This window comes from Paenibacillus amylolyticus (genome assembly GCF_001570725.1).
Taxonomy (GTDB): Bacteria; Bacillota; Bacilli; order Paenibacillales; family Paenibacillaceae; genus Paenibacillus; species Paenibacillus amylolyticus_A.
In genome coordinates, this window is the sequence record NZ_BCNV01000001.1 from 2,723,621 (window position 1) to 2,742,940 (window position 19,320).

The 19,320-nt window shown below is 43.6% G+C and carries 19 protein-coding genes; all 19 read right to left on the reverse strand.

Annotation, left to right across the window (positions count from 1 at the left end):
* Positions 1-108 precede the first annotated feature (108 nt).
* Positions 109-834 (reverse strand): hypothetical protein, encoded by a 726-nt coding sequence (locus PAHA3_RS11950; RefSeq protein WP_062834932.1) that lies wholly within the window; start codon positions 832-834, stop codon positions 109-111.
* A 2-nt stretch (positions 835-836) separates the two neighbouring features.
* Positions 837-1,397: a stalk domain-containing protein gene (locus PAHA3_RS11955; protein ID WP_062834933.1), complete on the reverse strand. Its 561-nt coding sequence runs from the start codon at positions 1,395-1,397 to the stop codon at positions 837-839.
* Positions 1,398-1,437: 40 nt separating this feature from the next.
* Positions 1,438-3,633, reverse strand: coding sequence for a phage tail spike protein (locus PAHA3_RS11960; RefSeq protein ID WP_062834934.1), 2,196 nt, complete (start codon positions 3,631-3,633; stop codon positions 1,438-1,440).
* 14 nt (positions 3,634-3,647) lie between these two features.
* Positions 3,648-4,199 (reverse strand): phage distal tail protein, encoded by a 552-nt coding sequence (locus PAHA3_RS11965; protein ID WP_062834935.1) that lies wholly within the window; start codon positions 4,197-4,199, stop codon positions 3,648-3,650.
* A gap of 20 nt (positions 4,200-4,219) precedes the next feature.
* Complete coding sequence (locus tag PAHA3_RS29835; protein WP_082762789.1) at positions 4,220-4,363, reverse strand: XkdX family protein; 144 nt, start codon at positions 4,361-4,363, stop codon at positions 4,220-4,222.
* Entirely contained in the window at positions 4,356-4,943 is a 588-nt protein-coding gene (locus tag PAHA3_RS11970) for a hypothetical protein (protein ID WP_062834936.1), read from the reverse strand. The genes PAHA3_RS29835 and PAHA3_RS11970 overlap by 8 nt, the downstream gene beginning before the upstream one ends.
* 11 nt (positions 4,944-4,954) lie before the next feature.
* A complete protein-coding gene (locus PAHA3_RS11975; protein ID WP_062834937.1) occupies positions 4,955-7,243 on the reverse strand; it encodes a hypothetical protein in 2,289 nt (762 codons plus the stop codon).
* A gap of 8 nt (positions 7,244-7,251) precedes the next feature.
* Positions 7,252-7,662, reverse strand: a complete 411-nt coding sequence (locus tag PAHA3_RS11980; protein WP_062834938.1) for a phage tail fiber protein — start codon at positions 7,660-7,662, stop codon at positions 7,252-7,254.
* A gap of 11 nt (positions 7,663-7,673) precedes the next feature.
* A complete protein-coding gene (locus tag PAHA3_RS11985; protein ID WP_062834939.1) occupies positions 7,674-8,228 on the reverse strand; it encodes a distal tail protein Dit in 555 nt (184 codons plus the stop codon).
* Positions 8,228-15,130 carry an NlpC/P60 family protein gene (locus PAHA3_RS11990; RefSeq protein ID WP_062834940.1) on the reverse strand — a complete coding sequence of 2,301 codons (6,903 nt, stop codon included), beginning with the start codon at positions 15,128-15,130 and terminating at the stop codon, positions 8,228-8,230. The genes PAHA3_RS11985 and PAHA3_RS11990 overlap by 1 nt, the downstream gene beginning before the upstream one ends.
* A 12-nt stretch (positions 15,131-15,142) precedes the next feature.
* Entirely contained in the window at positions 15,143-15,457 is a 315-nt protein-coding gene (locus PAHA3_RS11995) for a hypothetical protein (RefSeq protein WP_062834941.1), read from the reverse strand.
* On the reverse strand, positions 15,432-15,812 hold the full coding sequence (locus PAHA3_RS12000) for a hypothetical protein (protein WP_062834942.1): 381 nt from the start codon (positions 15,810-15,812) through the stop codon (positions 15,432-15,434). The genes PAHA3_RS11995 and PAHA3_RS12000 overlap by 26 nt, the downstream gene beginning before the upstream one ends.
* A gap of 81 nt (positions 15,813-15,893) precedes the next feature.
* Entirely contained in the window at positions 15,894-16,664 is a 771-nt protein-coding gene (locus PAHA3_RS12005; RefSeq protein WP_062834943.1) for a hypothetical protein, read from the reverse strand.
* Between the two features lie 27 nt (positions 16,665-16,691).
* Positions 16,692-16,898 carry a hypothetical protein gene (locus tag PAHA3_RS12010; protein WP_062834944.1) on the reverse strand — a complete coding sequence of 69 codons (207 nt, stop codon included), beginning with the start codon at positions 16,896-16,898 and terminating at the stop codon, positions 16,692-16,694.
* A 9-nt stretch (positions 16,899-16,907) separates the two neighbouring features.
* A complete protein-coding gene (locus tag PAHA3_RS12015) occupies positions 16,908-17,342 on the reverse strand; it encodes a hypothetical protein (protein WP_062834945.1) in 435 nt (144 codons plus the stop codon).
* Complete coding sequence (locus PAHA3_RS12020; protein WP_062834946.1) at positions 17,339-17,917, reverse strand: hypothetical protein; 579 nt, start codon at positions 17,915-17,917, stop codon at positions 17,339-17,341. The genes PAHA3_RS12015 and PAHA3_RS12020 overlap by 4 nt, the downstream gene beginning before the upstream one ends.
* Positions 17,914-18,489 (reverse strand): hypothetical protein, encoded by a 576-nt coding sequence (locus PAHA3_RS12025; RefSeq protein ID WP_062834947.1) that lies wholly within the window; start codon positions 18,487-18,489, stop codon positions 17,914-17,916. The genes PAHA3_RS12020 and PAHA3_RS12025 overlap by 4 nt, the downstream gene beginning before the upstream one ends.
* Complete coding sequence (locus tag PAHA3_RS12030) at positions 18,489-18,923, reverse strand: hypothetical protein (RefSeq protein WP_062834948.1); 435 nt, start codon at positions 18,921-18,923, stop codon at positions 18,489-18,491. Before PAHA3_RS12030 ends, PAHA3_RS12025 begins: the two co-directional genes overlap by 1 nt.
* Complete coding sequence (locus tag PAHA3_RS12035; RefSeq protein WP_062834949.1) at positions 18,913-19,314, reverse strand: hypothetical protein; 402 nt, start codon at positions 19,312-19,314, stop codon at positions 18,913-18,915. Before PAHA3_RS12035 ends, PAHA3_RS12030 begins: the two co-directional genes overlap by 11 nt.
* Positions 19,315-19,320 lie beyond the last annotated feature (6 nt).

Here is a 19,320-nt window from a genome sequence, read left to right on the forward strand (position 1 = left end):
ATTAAGGAATAGGGCTTTATAGATTTATTATCTTTTATCTTTGTTACGGAGTGGCTACGGATTTATAGTCACACAAACAAAAAAAGAGTCCGTAGAGAACGGACCCAATTAATTCCCGATGAACTTTTTGAAATCTAATTCGTATACTGCGTAGTCGTCTTTCCCATTGTACAGAAAAAGTACTTCCGCAGGTTTATTAAAATCAATTTCTTCTCCGACAGAGAACACTGCATAACCTTCTTCTCTGTTGTATTGTTTACTTGTAGGAGATAGATCATCATCATATGACACATTCGATTTAATTGAATTGGATTTATATCCATTTGATGCAGGTTGAAGCACAGTTTCACCTTGCCTTAAAACAACGTGAAATTGTTTGCTTGTATCGTAAATGTCCTTATAAGCAGTTGTCTTGAAGGAGAGAACATTTTCAATTACATCTGATTTTGCTTCTTCAGCAGTATAAGTGTTCATCTTTTGTGATGCATGATAGGCGTTCTGTACAATAATTGATTGCGGGCTGTAAAGTGATACAAATGGTGGGTATTCCTTTGCTGTTACAAGAGCATTCTCTTTCAGCGGAAGTCTAAGACCCTTTAAATAATTGAAATAGTCATACCCTTCAAATCCTTCAGCCTTTCGAATGAGCGAGTCTATAACAAAGGCGCTGGGATGGTAAAACCGATCAAAGGTAGTGATATCCGTTGTCTCAGTTACACTTGCTCTAACATCGTCCGGTTTATCCAACGACTTGTCTATAATCGCAATTACAATAAACAGAACCACTAAAACTATTATCGACCAGAATACAATGTTTCCTTTTTTAGTATTCATGATTACTGACTAGTGACTTGTAGAGCTGCCTCAATAAGGGCGAGTTCGGCTTTTGCATCATTTACAAGCTTCTGATATTCATCTACTTTCTGTTTTGCCAAAGCAGTCACATCTTCTTGACCTGTTGCTTTGATGGCTTCATACTCTTTTGTAACCTTGTCCAGACCTTCTACCAGAGGTGGGAGGATTTCGGAATCATACCCTTTTTTCATTGATTCCAGATAAGCTTTCGACTTTCCACTAAACTGATTATTTTCGTTTGAAGGAAATTGAGAAGCGGTTCCTTCATTAGGTACTTCCTCGCTAGTGATAATTGTGATTGTTTTCCCAGACACTTTTACATCAGCTCCCAATGCCTCAGAAAGGGCGCGAGCAGGAACATTAGCCCGTGAATCTATTACTGCGCCTTTCTCAGTAAGATTTTTACCGTTGACTATAACTGAATATTCTCCAGTCACCTTTTTACCAACCATACTTTTCACTGAATCAGCGAAAGCCCCCGCAGTTGTCGAAAAAACAATCCCGATTACGATGCCGCCAGCAATGTATGCTATTTTCTTCATACCAAAACCTCCATAATGGTTCTTTTTTCCTATAATACCATTACGGGGTTGAAGTTGGGAAGGTTCCGCCCCAATTCGAAGCATTAGACAGACCGTGGTTATGTGTAGGCAAAGTTACAGAATGTGAGTGAGAATAGAACGCTGATTCTAGTGATAAGATTCTATTCCTTAAAGAGGTTAAATCCGCTTGCAATCCGTTCACATCAGAAATGTCCAATCCGATAACTGCCCCGCCAAATGTAACGACTCCTTGAAGCCTGATGGGATTTCCAGTGTTATTCGATCCTATAAAAACGTCATTACTAAAAATAGTCAGACCGCCGCTATTTTGATATGTGTTTATCTCCCCGGCGAATGCCCCTCCTGATCCAAAGAAAGACATCGCTGCAATTCCATCATCTGAATCAGTATTGATTCTAATCCTGTTTCTATTATTAGAATCATATGTTCGAAATCCACTTGCATCCTGCTCCACACGTCTGCCTGTTGCTGCTGTACGGATTAAAGCACCAGTAATTGTACCGCCATTAATATTTGTGCCTGTAATTGTTGAAGCCGTAATAGACCCAGAGAAGTTCGCACCTACAGCCGACATAATCCCACCTGAAGTAACTGTGAACATCCCATTGCCTACGTTTATTGAGGAACCTACGATTGCTCCATTTTTAAAGTTGGAATATTCAATATTGGCATAGTTTGCAGTTAAGCTATTAGCTATCAAGTCACCTTTCATGTTTAGTCTGAAAGGAGCACTATTAAATGACGATGCTCCTGCTGCTATACCGTTTGTATTGATCTGGACAATATCCTCACCATTACCGATCAACATGGAGACAAAGTTACCTAGTTGGCCTATTACTTGCTCAGCTACAACACCTCGTGCCGTTATAGCAGCACGTATTGACTGCCAACCGTCTGTAGATATCCCGACCCCTTTGGAAGTCAGCCTGACTTGTTCCAGAGGATTCGTTTTCTCTTGAGCCAGTATCCCGCCTTCTGGTGGATAGATCAGTTCGGTTTTGCTGTTATTGATATCAATGACAGCTTGTTTAGCAAATGATTCAAAAACATCCGTCCGGATCTTCCCGTTTGAAAACAGGTTGTTGGTGATGTTCTTATTTCGTTCCAAGTCACTGATAATATCATCGTAATCTCTTAAATTGATATTGGAGATTGTCGGTTCAGCATGCTTGTCTAAACTGTATGGATACTCTGTCAGTTCAGTGATACGAGCCTTCAATCGGTTCATACCCATATCCGGGTCGATACACATGACATCATCACCTAAATGAGGTTTAGGCTCAGTGTGGTCGATTTTGAACAGGTCTGCCGTGGATATGGTCGCTTCGAGTGAGACAACTTCGTGCTCAAGCAAAGCCTTCCGTGTGGCCTTCAGCAAATCCTCTGCTTCTTCGATATCTTGTTCAATAATTTCTCCATCGTAAAATGGAACCGAATCGCTTGCCCAATATTGAGCAAATGGTGATATGAGATAGTTGACCGCCAGTTTACCATTCACAATTGCCCCTGGTATGCTCGACAATAAATTACGCTCCAGGTCAGTCAATAAGGATGCATCCATACCAATGAATGTCCGACCATCTTTCATCTGTGCATACATTCTAGTGACAAGAGACTCTCCTTTGTCCTTGAATGAGCTGGATACGATATTCTTCTTAAGCCGGTACTGTAATCCGTGGTCTGATCCTATTCTCTTCTTGAGGTTAATCACAAAATTGTCGGGTTCTACCTCGCATTCATACAGATCGACGATCTTATTCAAAGCTTCCAGACATGTTCCCCGTCCAAAATCTTTTACGTCATGCAAATCAAACGTATCGTGGACCACGAATGTGAATCTCCCGCCAGTGGCTTTTGTAATTAAGTCTGTCAGCTCGTTGAGATGTACGCCATACGCTTCATCGATGTATGAAGTATAGGGGAACTTGAAATCATTCAGTTTGAACATAATGTGGTTGCAATAGATTGAAGCCATAAGCTTCCGACCTTCACGGGATCGGCTCCTGGACTGAATAACATAAAATTGGCCACGCTCGTCTTGAACGTGGCCTTTAATTGCTATTTTTTCACGGTAATCATCTGAGGTCATTGGGACCATAAAGGTTAATTCATAATCGCTATTAATCCGTCTTCTTCGTTGGATCTCATGGCTATCAATTAGTGTTCCTACACGTCGAAGATTCTTATCGAAAACTTGCATAGTTGGGTTAGGCATTTTTCACCTCGATATTAATAAAGGAATTTGTCACGATGTGTAATCCTCATCAGCACTGTCCGTCCTGTTTCCGGGTCAGTCCAGGTCAGGTTATTTTCTCCTAAATTCAGATAGAAGAAGTCTCCGTCATACAAATGTGATACGTTCTGACCATTCCGAGTTATTTTGAATTTATCAGTATCAATTATGATCTGATCTCCAGGGTTAAACACGTCTTCAAATTCGATATAATCCACATGGAAGCGAGAAGCTTCGGCAAACAATCTCGCCTCGCCGGACATCTGAGAACTGAAACGCAACTCGCGCACAAAGTCCGCTTGAAGCCGAGCCTCCCCTGACATTGGCAAAGCTTCCAAGACGTATTCACGTATAAAATCAGCTTCTACTCGCGCCTCTCCTGACAGTTCAGAAGACAGAGACATTTCCATTGAATATTCCAACTCATACTCATCGCCATCGCGTTTCGTATACATCTGTGCGCCACCCGATAAATGCGCCGACATATCAATGATATTTACTCCGCCGCCTGTGTTAAACTCAATTTCGTTAAATCCGCCACCGAACAAGGCAATCGCCTCCTTTCAGCCTACGCTTCATACTTCTTGTCTGTAATCTGTTCAAATTCATCTGGTGTAATTACCCCAAAGGAAACATACTGCTTGAGCTGAGGTTCCTTAGCCCATTTCTTTTCGTAGTAGTATTGGAGTCTTTCAAAGTCAGAATTAAACATTTGCCTCGTCTCCCTTCGATTGTGTTTCCACAGTTAATACTCGTAATTCCAGACCAACAATTTGTCCGCCCAACGCTTCATTTTGTGCCTTTAGGTCAGCGCCTTCCAACTCCCTCATGACAATCTGCTGGCCCAAGATCTCATTCTGTTGCTTTAATTCGAGGGCTTCCAGCTCTCGCTGTACAAGTTGTTCGCCAAAACGATCCAGCTCGGTCGGCTCCGTAGGCTGTGGCTTGGTCAATTCGTCTATCTCTTCCTGGCTTAAACCTTCGATCCATAGCTCAGGAAAACTTTCCTGGGGATCTGCGTCCTGGTACGCTTCCCAAGCTGCTAGGTCAAAGCGAGGACGAAACAGTCCAGCAGGAACCGGCACGCCTACGATATAGCCGGCAATCTCCCTCTCTACTTCATCCTCGTCCTCTTCCGGCACATCAGGTTCCACAGGCTGTTCAGACGCTTCAGGATCGAAGACAATTGGCTCTGGCTCGGCATAAAAAGGGACGACACCACTAAAGGCATCGTCCACCAATTCGTCCTCCAAATAGAGTCCGTCTATATTTACTTTAGGTATGGCTTTCATGGCAATCCTCCTTATTGTTCGGCTTGAAATGAAATTCCGTCCAAGGAAACCCACTCATTTGCGGTTGACATTATCATGAGAGTTCCAGATGGATTAACGTTAACTTGTGCGGCTACTTGAGTAGACGAATGAGAACCCACAGTACCGAAGTTATATTGAAGTTTTGGTCGATATCCTTGCGGTAGTTGAAAAACAGGCACTGCATACACTCCGGGTTTTATTAATCCCTTTAATTGAACATTCCCCAACGAATCTTTATAATATTGCACATTCTGAACGAAGTCATTGTATTTAGTCCACCCATTAAGCAACGTAGGCGTTATCCACGCAGGGTTATCCTTCTCAGCCTTTTTATTTTCAAGGACAGAAATACGTGTCGTGTTCTCCTGAAGAGTTCGAACAGTATCCAGTTGCAGAGCCTTTTCATTCTCGGCATACGTTCCCATCATTTCCGCTGCCGGATACTTGTCCAACATCAGGTATGTGACGCTGTAGGCTGCTGACGAATCATATTGAGAAATGGGTGATCGAACAAAGCCAACGCCATTGTATGACTCAACTACAAATTCCCACGGCTCTTTACGCCCGGCTTTATAAACACCCAAATAGCGCGATACTGCTTTGCTTAATCTGCCCATTGGTAAGGATGAAGCATTGACGTTATAGTAATTTGGACTTGCTTGAGGTTTAGCCAGTTCGCGCAACACGATACCCGTTCCGACTTCAACCTGATTATCTCCCTCAATAAACGTCAATTGTCCCTCAGACGTGATCGGTTCGACAGTTGGCATTGCAAGCTGGTATAGGAGTTGGTAATGCATCCAGTTTGATGCTTTGGCAGTGGGTAAAGTAGATGTTCCACCAGCGTAAGTTGCGCTTACTCCATCAGACCGATATGCCCAGCGTTTATTCGCACCGGCACTCCCGTTATATACACCTTGACCGCTAGAACTTACAGTGACGTCATACATCTTCCATCCCATGAAATACGCCTTAATCTCGTCGGTTGTCGGTGTGTATGAGTCTCCCCATCCACTGTCTGAGTTTGAGATATTAATAGCTAATAATGATCCGTCTGTTGAACCATAAAGGGCGTCTGCTATCTCGATATTACCTCGACTTAATTGTATTCCATTGTATTTTGTACCCACAGGACTCCAAGTGCTTGGATCATAGGCAGGGTAGGAAAGTACTCGTACTCGTTTAAATCCGTTCGTACTTCCAGTCGAATAATTTGCATAAGACAGTTCTTCGTTTAATATTAATTTCTTCCACTTCGCCAATTTGAAATACTGCCCATCACGATCAAACACGATATCTGGGTTAGCTCCTGTATCTGGATTAGCATGTAACTCTGTTTGGAAAGCGAGCATGGCGTCTTCACGTGGTTTGAATGGTTTGGCTATGTTTCCGATGACAAGCATTGGATTTTTGAAAATACGACTTGTGCCTGCTTGCCAAGTCCATTTAGTTGAATCGAATTCATCTGTGTATGCAGTTACACCCGACAGAACCACGCTCAAACGCACAGCAGTAGTAGCTATTTTTATAGTTTTAGATTCTCCCGGCTTAACAAAAATCCCCTGAATTCTTGTACCGGCGCTGTTGTATGTTGAAATACGCATAAAGCCAGTGGAACTGACCGGATTGCTCAAGGTGTAATCCTGGTCACCGATCACATCTATATTGCAAGAAGCGAATGCGTCACTCCCAATAGCAGCAGAAACCAATGTTCCAAGCAAGCCGTATGCGTCGGTATCGTTGCTTGTATGTCCGGTTTTCGTCCACTCGTAAAACGGAGGTATCAAATTTTCCCCGTACCGGATCACATACGGGTTAAGTACACCAATGATACCAATCTGGCTTTGGTAGTTAAGCACTGTCCGCCCTTGAAGCCCAGCCAGCCTAAAAGCTGCGTTCTGGTTTGCCTGAACTATGCGGATCCCTGGTTGGAGTGTAATAGCTGACCGCTCAGGAGTATCCAGCCTATCAGCAAGTTCCATTATATTTTCACGAGCTGCATCCCAATCCGCAGCCGCAAAATTACGAGCAACCCTTGTACCAGGTGTCCAAGCTTGTGCAATGCCTTGATACCCCCGCAAACAACCCTTCAGGGTATTTCCTTCAACAGATGTATAAGTGATCGTTTCTGCTGTTTCCCCGTTGCCTATGACGGCTATCCCTTCGCCTGGTAAAAGTACGCTTGTATCAGTAACTGAAATATCTGTTTGAGCCTGTGTGATCGCCGCCGTAAGTTCCGTTTTGGGAGAATTTACGATTGCCGGATACATCTTTCTCATAAGATAACCTACCCCTCGTCAATCTTTAGTTGACCCGCTAGATATCGAATCAGGTCATTGGTCAGTGCTGTTCTTGGCGTTTTTACAGATCCGTGATACAAGAGATTTCCGCCTGTAACAGCGTCCCTTATACCTACATGTGTAATCAGTCCCAAATCTGCTGTTGCAATAGGGAAAGATACATCTGCCGTATTCTGAACTCCTGCCCTCCGGTCCGAAATAACGGGGTCTCCGAAAACAACTTGCTGCCGGGCATAGCCTCCACCTGTCACTTCTTGTCCTGTATCGGCGTCTGTAGGGTTAGATGTGTAAAGTGCAATATATACTTTGGGTGGAGCAGTGAAGTTAACAGCTCGTAGAGCCGCATTGATCGAAGCTCTCTTCCAATAGTTTGATTTCGAAAGTAAAATATCTGCCAAGATAACCCCTCCTACTCAATTTGATATTCATTAGCTATCCTGAACTTTCGTATAACGTTCGTACCTTGATTGGTTAATACAATAATCGGACTGGATTTTTCATCTCCTGAGGATGTAATAGAAATAGTTTGAGGAGAATTGGTGATTATTGTCTCCTTCAAGCGTTCTTCACTCTCTGGAAAAGGACTTGTCCCCATTTTGATGGGGATTGTCAGTTCTCCATCAAAAATTATCTTTTCGATGTCCATAGTGCCGGCGTATCTTCCGATGTATCTTCTTCCGGGAAGGTCATCGAACGTTAACACGATATCCCCTTTTTTCACATTAAAAAGAGCCGCCACTTGGGCGACTCTTCTATGATAGTCAAGGGTGGTATCATCAGCCATGACGATACACTCCAGGTTAATTACTCTTGGACCATAAGTACTCCCAAAATCGATTTCTCCATCCCGTCCTGCAATTTCAAGACTGTAGTCCCTGGTCGGTGGCAACACCGGGATGTTATGCTTCTTCAGGCCAAGTCCGATCTCTCGAAAGGACTTTCCATCAGCAGTAGCATTGATCATTATCCCTTACCTCCTCTAGCCTGCATTCTCCGCATCAAATTATCTCGTTCACTCCAGAAGACCTTCGCAGCCGATTCGTCCGCGATATAAGTATCTCCTGATTTAATTACGAATTGATTACTGGTCCTCTCCGGATTTACTCCGTTTGAACCTTGAGGAACTGAGAAATCAGGCATTGTGAAGTCTAGTCTGTGCATTCGTAGGTTCAGGAGATTAAACAACGAATCCTGTTGACGGTCATTAAGGATAGCCTCTCCAGCATGAGCGATAACTGGAACAGCCGCACCGCGAGGTCCTTTGACAACCCCACCTTGGGAGAAGTGTTGAAGTTTACCTGTGTCCTTCTCAACGCCGTATTTTTTACGTAGGGCTTCATTTTGTTCTTGAAGGAGCCGCATGGTTTCGGTATCACCACGAGCTTTGGCTGCGTCCCAGGCATCCTTGTTGGAATTGTACGTATAAAGATCAATTTCTTTCTGATATGAAGGGTCCTTCGATGCAGTACCAGGAGCAAAAGTTCCACCAGGAACGTCAGTCACTCCAATCGCAGCGTTTGCCACAGTAATCTGATCAAGGCGACTCTGGTATTCCAAAACAAACGCATCAAGCATACCTAGGATCGTTTCGTTCTTCTCGCTTTCCTTCAAAATCTGAATGTTTTTCAGGTTCTCTGCAGATAATTCGGTGTTTGAAGAAAATTCATCAAAGGCTGCTGAAAGATTATCATAATGCGATTTAGCATCTTGGATTTTATCGTCAAAATCTTTTTCGCGATTTGTTTTTTCCTCTTGCAACGCCGTTTTTTGATCCTCAAGCGCTTGTTTCGCAAGCTTGCGCCCGTGTTCACGATCCATATCCTCAATATCCTTCTGAACCTGTTTCCGCTCTGCAATACCTTCAGGACCAACAGCGGACTGAAGTTTTTCCAAACGTGCTACTTTCTCCGCACGCAATCTCTCATAGTCATCCTGATCATTACTTCGCTCCATCGCTTGTATCAGATCATCAATGGCTTTGATTTTGGCTTCTTGAGCGGAGGCGAAAGCATCCTTCTCTGCTTGGATACGTTTAATCTCCTCATCTCTCGCATTGTCCAGTAACTTTTTCTGCTTGGTTACCGATTCGGATACGGCTTTGGTCATTTCATCCATGAGTTTTTTCTTTAGATCATAGACCTTCTCATCCGCATCCATTCGTTGATCGCTTCCTACCAAATAAGCTGCTTGAAGCTTCATGTACTCAACAAGTTCCTGTTGGGTAGTCATTTCACCGATGGCCTTTAAGTGATTGATTCGCTTCTCAGCAGCAGAATAGTACTCCTTATCCAGATCATTACGTTGCTTATAGATTTTCTGTTCTAGATCCCACAGCTGTTCAGAAGACATAGTCTTATCAGCTTGCATCTTTAGAAACTCTTGCAGCTCCCATTTCATGATGTCTACTTTTTGAGCACCGGACATTTCCATTTTCAAAGCTTCTTTAGTCATCCACTTCTCTGAGAACTCATAACGAGACGAAATCAGTTTCTTGGAAGTATCTTGATACATTTTCTCTGCTTCGTCTCGTTGTTCTGCTTTTAGCGTGGTATCGTTTCGCATCCGGTTGTAAGCCTCGGCCTGCATTTGATAAATCTCAACCTCAGACTTACCTTGACGCTCCATCTGATCGGTTTGTTTATCGATCCAGCTAGTCGAATTTTTAAATTTAAGATCCGTAACCTTGTTTGTCAGATCATACACTTGTTTAGCTGATTCGACACGTTGCTCCTCAGTTAGGGCAGTATTTTTGAGTTGTCCCTGATAAAACTGAAGCTGTGTCTTGGTCATTTCCATATCGGAACGGCCTTGTTGACGCATCCGTTCAACACGAGCCTCCATATTCGCCTGCGCCGTATCAAACTGATCACTGGCGTACTGATCCTTCATGTCAGACTTCTCAGACTGTACATCACCGATTTTTTCGGTCAGACTTCGTCTCTTATTGATCAACTCATCTGATTTCAGTCCGGACTGATCTATCATCTGACGCTGCTCCTGCATCAGTTTCTGAATTTCTGTTTTAAGTTTTAATTGAAGTTGGTACTCAGTCTTATATTCTTGTGAATCTTTCTTCATATTCTTCTGGCGCGCTTCGGATTGTTTTAAAGCCAACTCTTTGTCGGAGATTTTCATATCTTTGATTCCGAGTTTACTTTCCAATTCCGAAACATCAATGTTATACAGCTCATCGCTAATCCGCAGTTGTTCGCTTTCAGCAGTGTTTTTTGCATCCTTCAATTGCTTCTGTGTAGGTTGTGTAGTTGTACTGGACTTTTGTGGAGAATAATCAGCCAAGACTTTATCTACATACCCTACATCTCCGTATACTTTGCTTTTGTATACTTTCTTGTACTTCTCAGAATAGGCGACCATGTCCGCCTTATTGTAACCACCGGACTTTTTGAACCAATCGATGATACCCGATCCCATATTGTATCCGCCAAGGGCCATGGAGACATCTCCACCGGATTTCTTCAATAGCTCAGAAAGCATCTTCGTGCCTGCATCTATACTTTGTTTAACGGTTGAATTGTTCATACCATTGACTTGCATGACATTAGTAATTCCTTTGGCTCCGAACGAGGATTCTCGTTGAATCACAGCCGCAACAAGATGTGGGTCAACATTAAATTGATTGGCAGCAGCATTAATCTCAGAAGCGTATTTACCGGCATACGCCACTCCGCCAGAGGTTGTTTGGGGACTAGTTGATGTCGGGTAAGCAGCATCTGTCGAAAGCCCCGGAATACGAGTTGCTCCGTTGTACTTCGGTGCCCAGTAGCTGCTATTCAAATCCGAAACCTTTAATCCGGATTCCCCCATTTGAATAAACTTGCTATCACCCATATAAATACCAACATGTGAGTTGTCTTTGCCATTCGTATTGAAGAACACAAGATCTCCAACTTGAAGATTTTTCTTCGATACCGCAGTTCCCGCTTTAGCTTGTTGAGCTGCGGTACGCGGTACCTGTACTCCGATCGTTTCAAACATCTCCTGCACAAACTGAGAACAGTCTGAATATGCTCTTTGTTTGAAGTCATCAAATGATCCTGTAAACTCACCGCCTATTTGCTTGTATCTCATCACACCAGAGTTAGCCAGGTCAACAGCTGTGGACAGCATTCTTGTAATGTCTGATGACGTTCCGCCACCTGTCGTAATCTCCGTTTGAGAAGATACGAGTTGGGAGGGATCATTGTATCCTTGTTCGTAGAGTTTTTGTTCCTCAAGCAACGCTTTACGCTTCTCAGCCAGTATATCAAGGTATTCTTTGGATGACTTCGCAACACGCTTCTGCTGAGAATCCAATTTTTCCAAGGACTTATTGTAGCCTTCAATCGCTTTCTGTAAGTCCGTCATAATCTCTACGGTTTCTTTTTTTGCCTTGTTATTGTCTTCTACCCCGTAAGTGTCATCTTCCAGAAGCTTAGTCATGGCTTCGATCTGGTCATTGCTCAACTGTAGTTGACCGGCATATTTTTTCACGACATCGTTTAACTCATTAAGTTTTTGTTTTTTAGCTTCAAGTTGCTCATTGGCCTTTTGTTGAAGAAAATTAGCTATGCCTTGATTCATAAGCTGTGCGCTATTTAATTCAGAAGCATTCTTCTTCTGTTCTTGGGTGATTTCTTTTTCAATATCTTTGATTTTCTGGCGAGCTTCAGCAAAGGTTGAGATAGATTCAAATTCTTGCCCATAAAACTGAATTCGTTTTAAACTCTCCAGCGCCACACTGCGCGTTGAATCCCTCTCTGCTTTCAGATCATCAATAGCTTTCTTGATTTTAACTTGTCGCAATTTTTCTAAAATTTGTCCTTCGAATATCCATCCATCCGTTGTCTTCCGGATCTGGGAAGCCAATTCAGGGTATTTTAGAATCAAGTCTGCCACAGCAGATGCACTTAATGATTGTCCTTTGGAGAGTGTGTCAGCGACTTGGTTCAGTTCAGAAACAGATGAAATACTTGCTTGAACGGACTCTCTCAGAGCCTTCGTCTGCTCAACCAGTTTTTCAGTCAGTTCTTCAATCGTATCAGATGCCTTCCCATTTATCCCCGCCAAAGCATCTATTTCCTTTTGAGCTTCGACTGATTCTACGGTCATTTGTTGCATTTGGACATTCGCATCACTTAATGATGCTTCAAGTTCGCGATTTTTGGTCTCTAAAGAGTCCATTTTCAATCGTAAATTCTCCAGTTGGTTGGATGATTCGTCCACGCTTTTGAAACTGAAGATGTTCTTCATAAACTCCATGCCGCCAGCGATCAAACTATTTTCAAGAGACTCTATCTTCTCCTTCGTTTTTTCAATAGCTGCGATGTTTTCATTCATTTGGTTCTGTAAACCGTTTTTCTGATCTTCTAATACAGCTTTTCTGGCTTCCCTTTGCTTATCAATGAGTGAATTAAGCGCAGCAATTTGTGTTTGAGTTGCCTCATCCGTGAACCCCGCAGCTTCAAGCTGTGCCAATCCTTCTTTACTTATAGTCATCGCCAGAGCCTTAGATATCTCTTCCAGTTGACGTTTCGCCTGTTCCTGTTTACTTGTGGATAGCGTTCCGCCATCAATCATCGCTTTTAAAGAATTGTGAGCATTGACCATCTTCGGCAACAAATCAATCTGACGTTGATACTGACTTATCATTTGTTGACTCGCCGAATCGTTGTCCTTCATCATCTGAATCCGATCACGTTCTGCTTTTTCGGCTTCCCCACTTTTCATAGCAAAAATAGCGATAGCTCCGACAAGTAGAGATAGTCCCGCAGTTGCCGCCGCCATAGTAACCGTAGCAGCAGCCTGCGCCCTGCTCAATGCACCGGTTGCCACTGTTGCCGTGGTGGTCGCTACAGCTTGTGCTTCCCGTGCGGCTGTCTGCTGAACTGTGGAGATAGTTACACCTTCACTGGAAACGATATTAACTGTATTCGCAGCAGAATTCGCCGCTGTTGCAGTTGTACTGGCAACTGTTGTAACAGTCTCTTGCGCTTTTGCGGCATTCAGAACTTGAATTGCAGCTATTACAGACGCAATAGGACCGCTAAGAGCCTTATACGCCAACAGCAGTCCACTTAGTCCAGCAGCAGCGGCGTAGACGCCTGTCGGTATTTTCGTCAAACCGATCAATAACTGATCAATGCCATCTAGTACGTCTTTAATCATCTGACGCAATCCATCTTCGCCGGCAGTGTTAAAGATTTCAAGAAGTGACGTTCTGGTCTGAGCTGCCTTGCGCTGGATGGTATCCATTTGTACGGTCAAATACTGCATCGTAGATCCGGAAGACCCAACAGAAGCAGCAGTACCCAGCAAGATATCACCTACGTTGAGGGAAGCGGCCAGTTTTGCATATTGGTAAACACCTCGGGATATATCTGCATAGGACTGCGTAAGGTCGTAGTTTTTATCTGTTACTTGGATCGAGAGATCTAACAGAATATCCTCTGCCTTCCGCCACTGCTCAACCCCGTCTACAACCTCCTTGGTTTTAACACCAAGACGCTCAATCTCATCCACCGCTTTATCCGTCCGAATCGTACCTAGAACTGTTTTCCACATGTTACCGAGGTTTTCCCCGGACAACGCCGTATTACGAACACCGGCAGAGATCAATCCGTTCATCACGTCAAATGACACACCTGTTTCCGCAGCAATTTTACCAGTACGTTGAAAAGCGGCTCCAAGGTCACGCGCCGGAGCCATAGTGTCATGGGCAACTTTTGACCAGGAATCCAGGACCCTGTTACCAATAACCATAGCTTCGTTGGCATTGGTGATATGGACTCCATATTGAGACATTACAGATTCCATGGACTTGGTAGCGTCCTCAAGCTCAACCATGTCCACCGTGGACAGCTTAGTAGATTGACGCACAAGCTCTTGAACAACGTTAACATCTTTGTACATACGGCCCCAGAGACGTGCTGATTCGGTGACGTCCAAAATGTTGGAACCGAGTTCGTGAGCAGTTTGGATAAAGGCTTTTGTCTCGCGGTTTAGCTTTTGAGTATCCATAACCATTTTGTTTGTGCCGTCTTCAAAATGAACAAAATAGTGTTCATTCGTCTGCACGTATCCGGCCATGTTTGACTCGATGTCTACTAAGCCCTCATGCATTGCCTGCGTGACTTCATGCATTGCTTTATACATTGTGTGGAACACAACGGCATGTGTAGCCATGTCACCTAATCTACCGATCCAACTTTTAGAGACAGCATCCATTGTGGACCCCATCCGTTTGGTTTGCTGTTCAGTTTGAGACAAAGCTTGTCGAATCCGCTGTTCCTCTTGCAACACTTTTTCCCGGAGAGCTTCTTCTTTTCTCTGGCGTTCTGTCAGAGCAACACGTATCTTCTGTTCCTCTTGCAGTACACGCTCTCTGGTTCGGTCATCCGTTCCTGTACCTGTTGCTTTTGCAGCCTCCTGACCCGACTTAACAGATCTGTTTTGAAGAATTTGCATTTTTTGCTGATGTTCACGTTCGGATTGCTCAATCTGTTGATTACGCCTTTTGATCAAGGCTTGCTGAGCCTGCATTTTAGCATCAATCAAGCGATTGGTTTGCTCCAACTGTTGAGCCCTCGCACCAAGCAAGGCAGTTTGAGCAAGTTTTTGCTTATGTTGAGCTCCAACTTCAGCGAGTATCTTTTGGCGGCGTTGATCCGCAGTTAAGGCCATCTTATCCATTGCTGAAGATATATTCTTGTATGACTTCTCAGCGGATGATAACTCAGCATTCAGCGCCTTGAACGCATCAGCATTACCTTTAGCACCCGTATCAATGTTTTTAAATGATTGTAGCACTGTACCTGTGTCTAGTTTTATCCGCGCAGCAACGACATCTCTATTTGTACCTTCTGCCATATTGTCTCCTTCCTACCTTGGCTGGAAGAAACCAAGATCGGATAAGTATTTTGCTTTCTTCGGCTTTTTGTTTTCAACCGAACCGCCATGAAGAGTGATTTCGAATTCACGAGAACGTTGTTTTTCATTCATCAATGCTCGGATTTTAGGTATGGTCATATTAGGCCACTCTGTATCAGATATTCCATTGCTGATACAGAGTGCCCACAGACCCATCCAGTCCGTTCCTGGTTGATCTACTTCACCATCCTCAGAATACTCATCATCGTCATTGGAATCAGGATCTGGAGGAAAAGACTCCTTATAGAAATCGGTCCAAAACATCATCCAATGCCTGGATGCCCTCCATGTCCACTTGTTCAAACTCTTCATCCGTTAGTCCCTCTACAAAGATCATGTCAAATGCTTTCAAATACGCCTGCTCAATAGCTGGACAGTCAATAGCTGGGATATCCTGCTCACCAACTTGCGTCGCTTCAATGGCATCCCGTCCAATTACATAGCTAAAGCGAATACCCTTGAGGTTCTTCGCTTGCTGCCGAACTTCCCGAATCAACTTGATCGTTCCGACCTTAATTGTCTTCTGTAGCCCTTCAGCCAAACGTACGGTACTACCAATGTTCAAAGTCTGGTCCAACGTTTTCTCTTCTTGGGTTTCAACGGCTTGTTCAAGTTCACTCATGTTCATTCTCCTTTAAATTGAAATATGATTTTTACCAAAAAAAGAACCCCGCCGATTACCAGCAGGGTTGTATATGTTGATTTAGATTCCAAAAATGATACTCATTGCATGTCCTTTTGGATTTTTGGGAGAAATATCCGGGTCCATTACTTGTAAGTCCATCGTTGTAGTGTTTGGTTTTTTTCGTTCCTGTGAGGCATCGAGCGTACCACCACCAAGAGCCTTGTGGATAGTGACCTGACATTGTATAGAGTTACCTGTCTTATCATCAATCAACTCAAATCTATGAGTAAGTTTAAATGGAGTCGGGCGTCGAGTACCTTTAAAGCTAGTCTCTGTTCCCTCAGCCATCCAGTTGTACATCACTCGAATCTTCTTAGTATTATTTGCTTCAGTAGATTCAATTTTCCCTTCAGAAGTAATTGTGTATTGTTCATCTGTGGGAGTGGAGGCAACGCGCGTGAGTTGTTTTAGTTCATCAGTATCCTCATCTACAATATAAACTTCATCGCTTCCAGCGATTAATTTGTTTCCATAAATCAATGTGTAGCCACCTGTCTTCAAAAAGGAAATTTCTGTTTCGTCATATTCGACTGACTTTCTTACCGTTTCTCCCCCTTGAGACATATCAGCAATAGCTGGAGAAAAGCGCGGTACTTCGATACTGACCTTATCCTGAAGGTCACCCGCCGTATAGTGAAATGCATATCCACTATCACCGCCCATGACTGCCTGCCAATCAAACTGCAACTGTAAATTAACCTTAGTTACCTTGTCCTCAATATATTTAATTGTACCGTCCAAATTACGAGCTACGATTGTTCCTACGCCATCAAAAACGAGTGGTCTCATATTTATCCTCCTTGGGTATAGAGTTGATTAGACAAGCTCCCAGAGCCGCATATCAATCTCTTCAATTCGTTTGTAATCTTCGGTTTCTTTGTATCCCTCAATAGGCTTCTGACCGTCTATTAGCCCAAGTTTCTTTGCCAGTCGAATCTTTTCTTGAGTCAGCTTCTTAAGCTCAGGAATTTTTTCCTTAGCTTCAGGTTTTACGTCTACTTCCTCGTGCTGTTGTTCAGACATATTTTCACCTCAATTCATTCGGAGATAGTCCACGTCGAAAATGGCCTTATATCCTTTGACACCTTGTATTCCAGTTGCAAAATCAGCATCATACGTTAATAGGCATAGGTATGTCGCCCAACCTGGCATTGTAATACGTTTATCGTGCAGCACTCGAAAGGCTCTTTCAAAAAGCTCTTTCGCTGAATAACCTGTCCCTGCATAAAAGTCCAGACAGAATTTACCCTCGAAAACCAACTGATTGGGTGAAAACCGTCCTGGCATAACATATTGGCAAATATGAGGAACCGTTTCGTTACTTACCGTGATTTCAGGTTCCATTCCCTTTGTCAATCTCTTCACTACCTCTTTGGAAGGTGAAGATGAGTCAAGCTCAAGTAACTCCATGAGTTCAGCATCACCTTTAAGCGCATGCTGAACTGCATCCAACAATTGAAGACTCAATCTCTCACCTCCCTGAAGTAACGATGATATGGAAACTCGGTAATGACACGACTAATACCGTTTAATATCCGATCTCGATTGGATTCAAGAGCGATACGCATAAAATAAGTAGGAGGAGTAGCTTTGAACGAAGGATCAAGGTCCCCGCGTTCAGCCAACTCCTCCAAATCTACACCTGCGTATCCGCCTTTGGACTTTTTAATTGTACCGTCGATGGATCGGTAAGTACCTCTACCCCGGCCTACGACAACCCGGCTACCCTTTGACCTCAGCTTGTTCCACGCCTCACTGTTCATGTAACTGATCAATCCAGGGTTTTGGCTCTGTCCCGCCATAAGCGAACCTTTACCAAACTGCTCAAGCCAAGCTTGCCAGTAATCAGCAGTGATGTCTCCTGATATCATCTGGTTCGCCAGCACAGTCATGTGCATTGCGAGGCTTTCTCTGACAGCCGGATAATACCTGACACCAGTCTTTGCAGTAAACATAATGATTTTCGTTAGACCTGTAATTTCAACAGCCAGCTTATTTTCCAAGTCCTTCGCTGCACGTTCAGCATCATATCCTGCAATCATCGCCTGTCCTCGCACAACTGAATATTTAACAGATTCGGATACTTGATCCGATCCACTACATCCACTTGATATTTCTTACCAGCAATCACGATGCGGTCTGGACTTACCAATGACGGATCATTCGGTTCCCTGACATCAACACTGGTCTGCAAAAGAAGAACCAGCAAAGTTGTAGATAGAAGACCAGGTTCTTCTTGTCTCAGCTGAGCAGAGACATGTTGAGCGAAACCAAGGATATCCCCGGCTACGAGTGTAAACTCAGGTTTGCCCTTTGGATTGTCATTCGCATCGAACTCCTGCATGTACCGCTGGACTTCCGCAGTAACGTTGGTTTTAATCAAAGAGCAGTATTTGTCTTTGGTTGCGGTGAAACGGAGGGTTTGAACCAAGAATGTCATGTCATTCTGTACGACATCCCCAGGTAATACAGACGACTTAGGAGCAAAAAGGCCGTTGTACATGTACTCTTTACCGAGAACCGTAGTCGCCTTTGTTTCTCTGGACAGAATGACTTTATCCTGTTCCCCATTTACAGTGCAGGGAGAATGTCTATGAACGAAATCTTTAAACATCAGAAACGCCGCCTTTCCTTCTCCCTAGTGGGACCAGACAACATAAATAATGGAGCATCCATGGTCTCTTGAAAACTAGAGATCAAGCCGATGAATTCATTTGCCTCTTCAACGAGTTGTGAGGCACGTCTATCCCAATTAACTGCCTGATTTTCGAAAGAGAAATCGAAATCTTTCATTGTTTTTTTGATTCTCGCAGCCATAGATGGAGCCAGTATAGCAGCAACCATACAAATAGCTGCTGCATATACATAGGCTTGATCATCACCAATCAAATCAGCGTAATCTGGAACTTGCTTTACAATCCTCGCTTCAGCGATTGGTAAAACAGAAATAGCGTCTATGTCGGAGTCAGATATTACATCCTCACCAACGCCTAGGCGCCCTCTCACTTCTTCGTGATATGTTTCAGTTGTCAGTATCTTATTGACCATCGACTTCACCGCTAGTGGTGGAAATTGCCTCTTTCAATTCTTCGATACTCATTTTGGTGTAACCTTGGATCTTCAAGTCCTTTGCAGTTGATTTCAGATCTTTCAGTTCATCGTCCTTATGCATATCGGATTTCAGTTCAGAAATCTCAGCCAAAAGATCCGCTTCGCGCTTCTTCGATTCGTCCAATTCTGCTTGAAGTTTTTGCTCGCGTTCCGAGGGAGTGTCCGTAGAATTCACATCTCCCTCAATGATTTCAGCTAACAACTTTCCGGTTGCTGCATTGCGAACTTGCCTTTTAGCAATCTCAATAAGTCCATCAGGGGCATCTTTTACGATGTCCCCCGCATTGTATTCCCCAACAGCATCAACCAAAACTTTTACGATCGTCATAGGTCA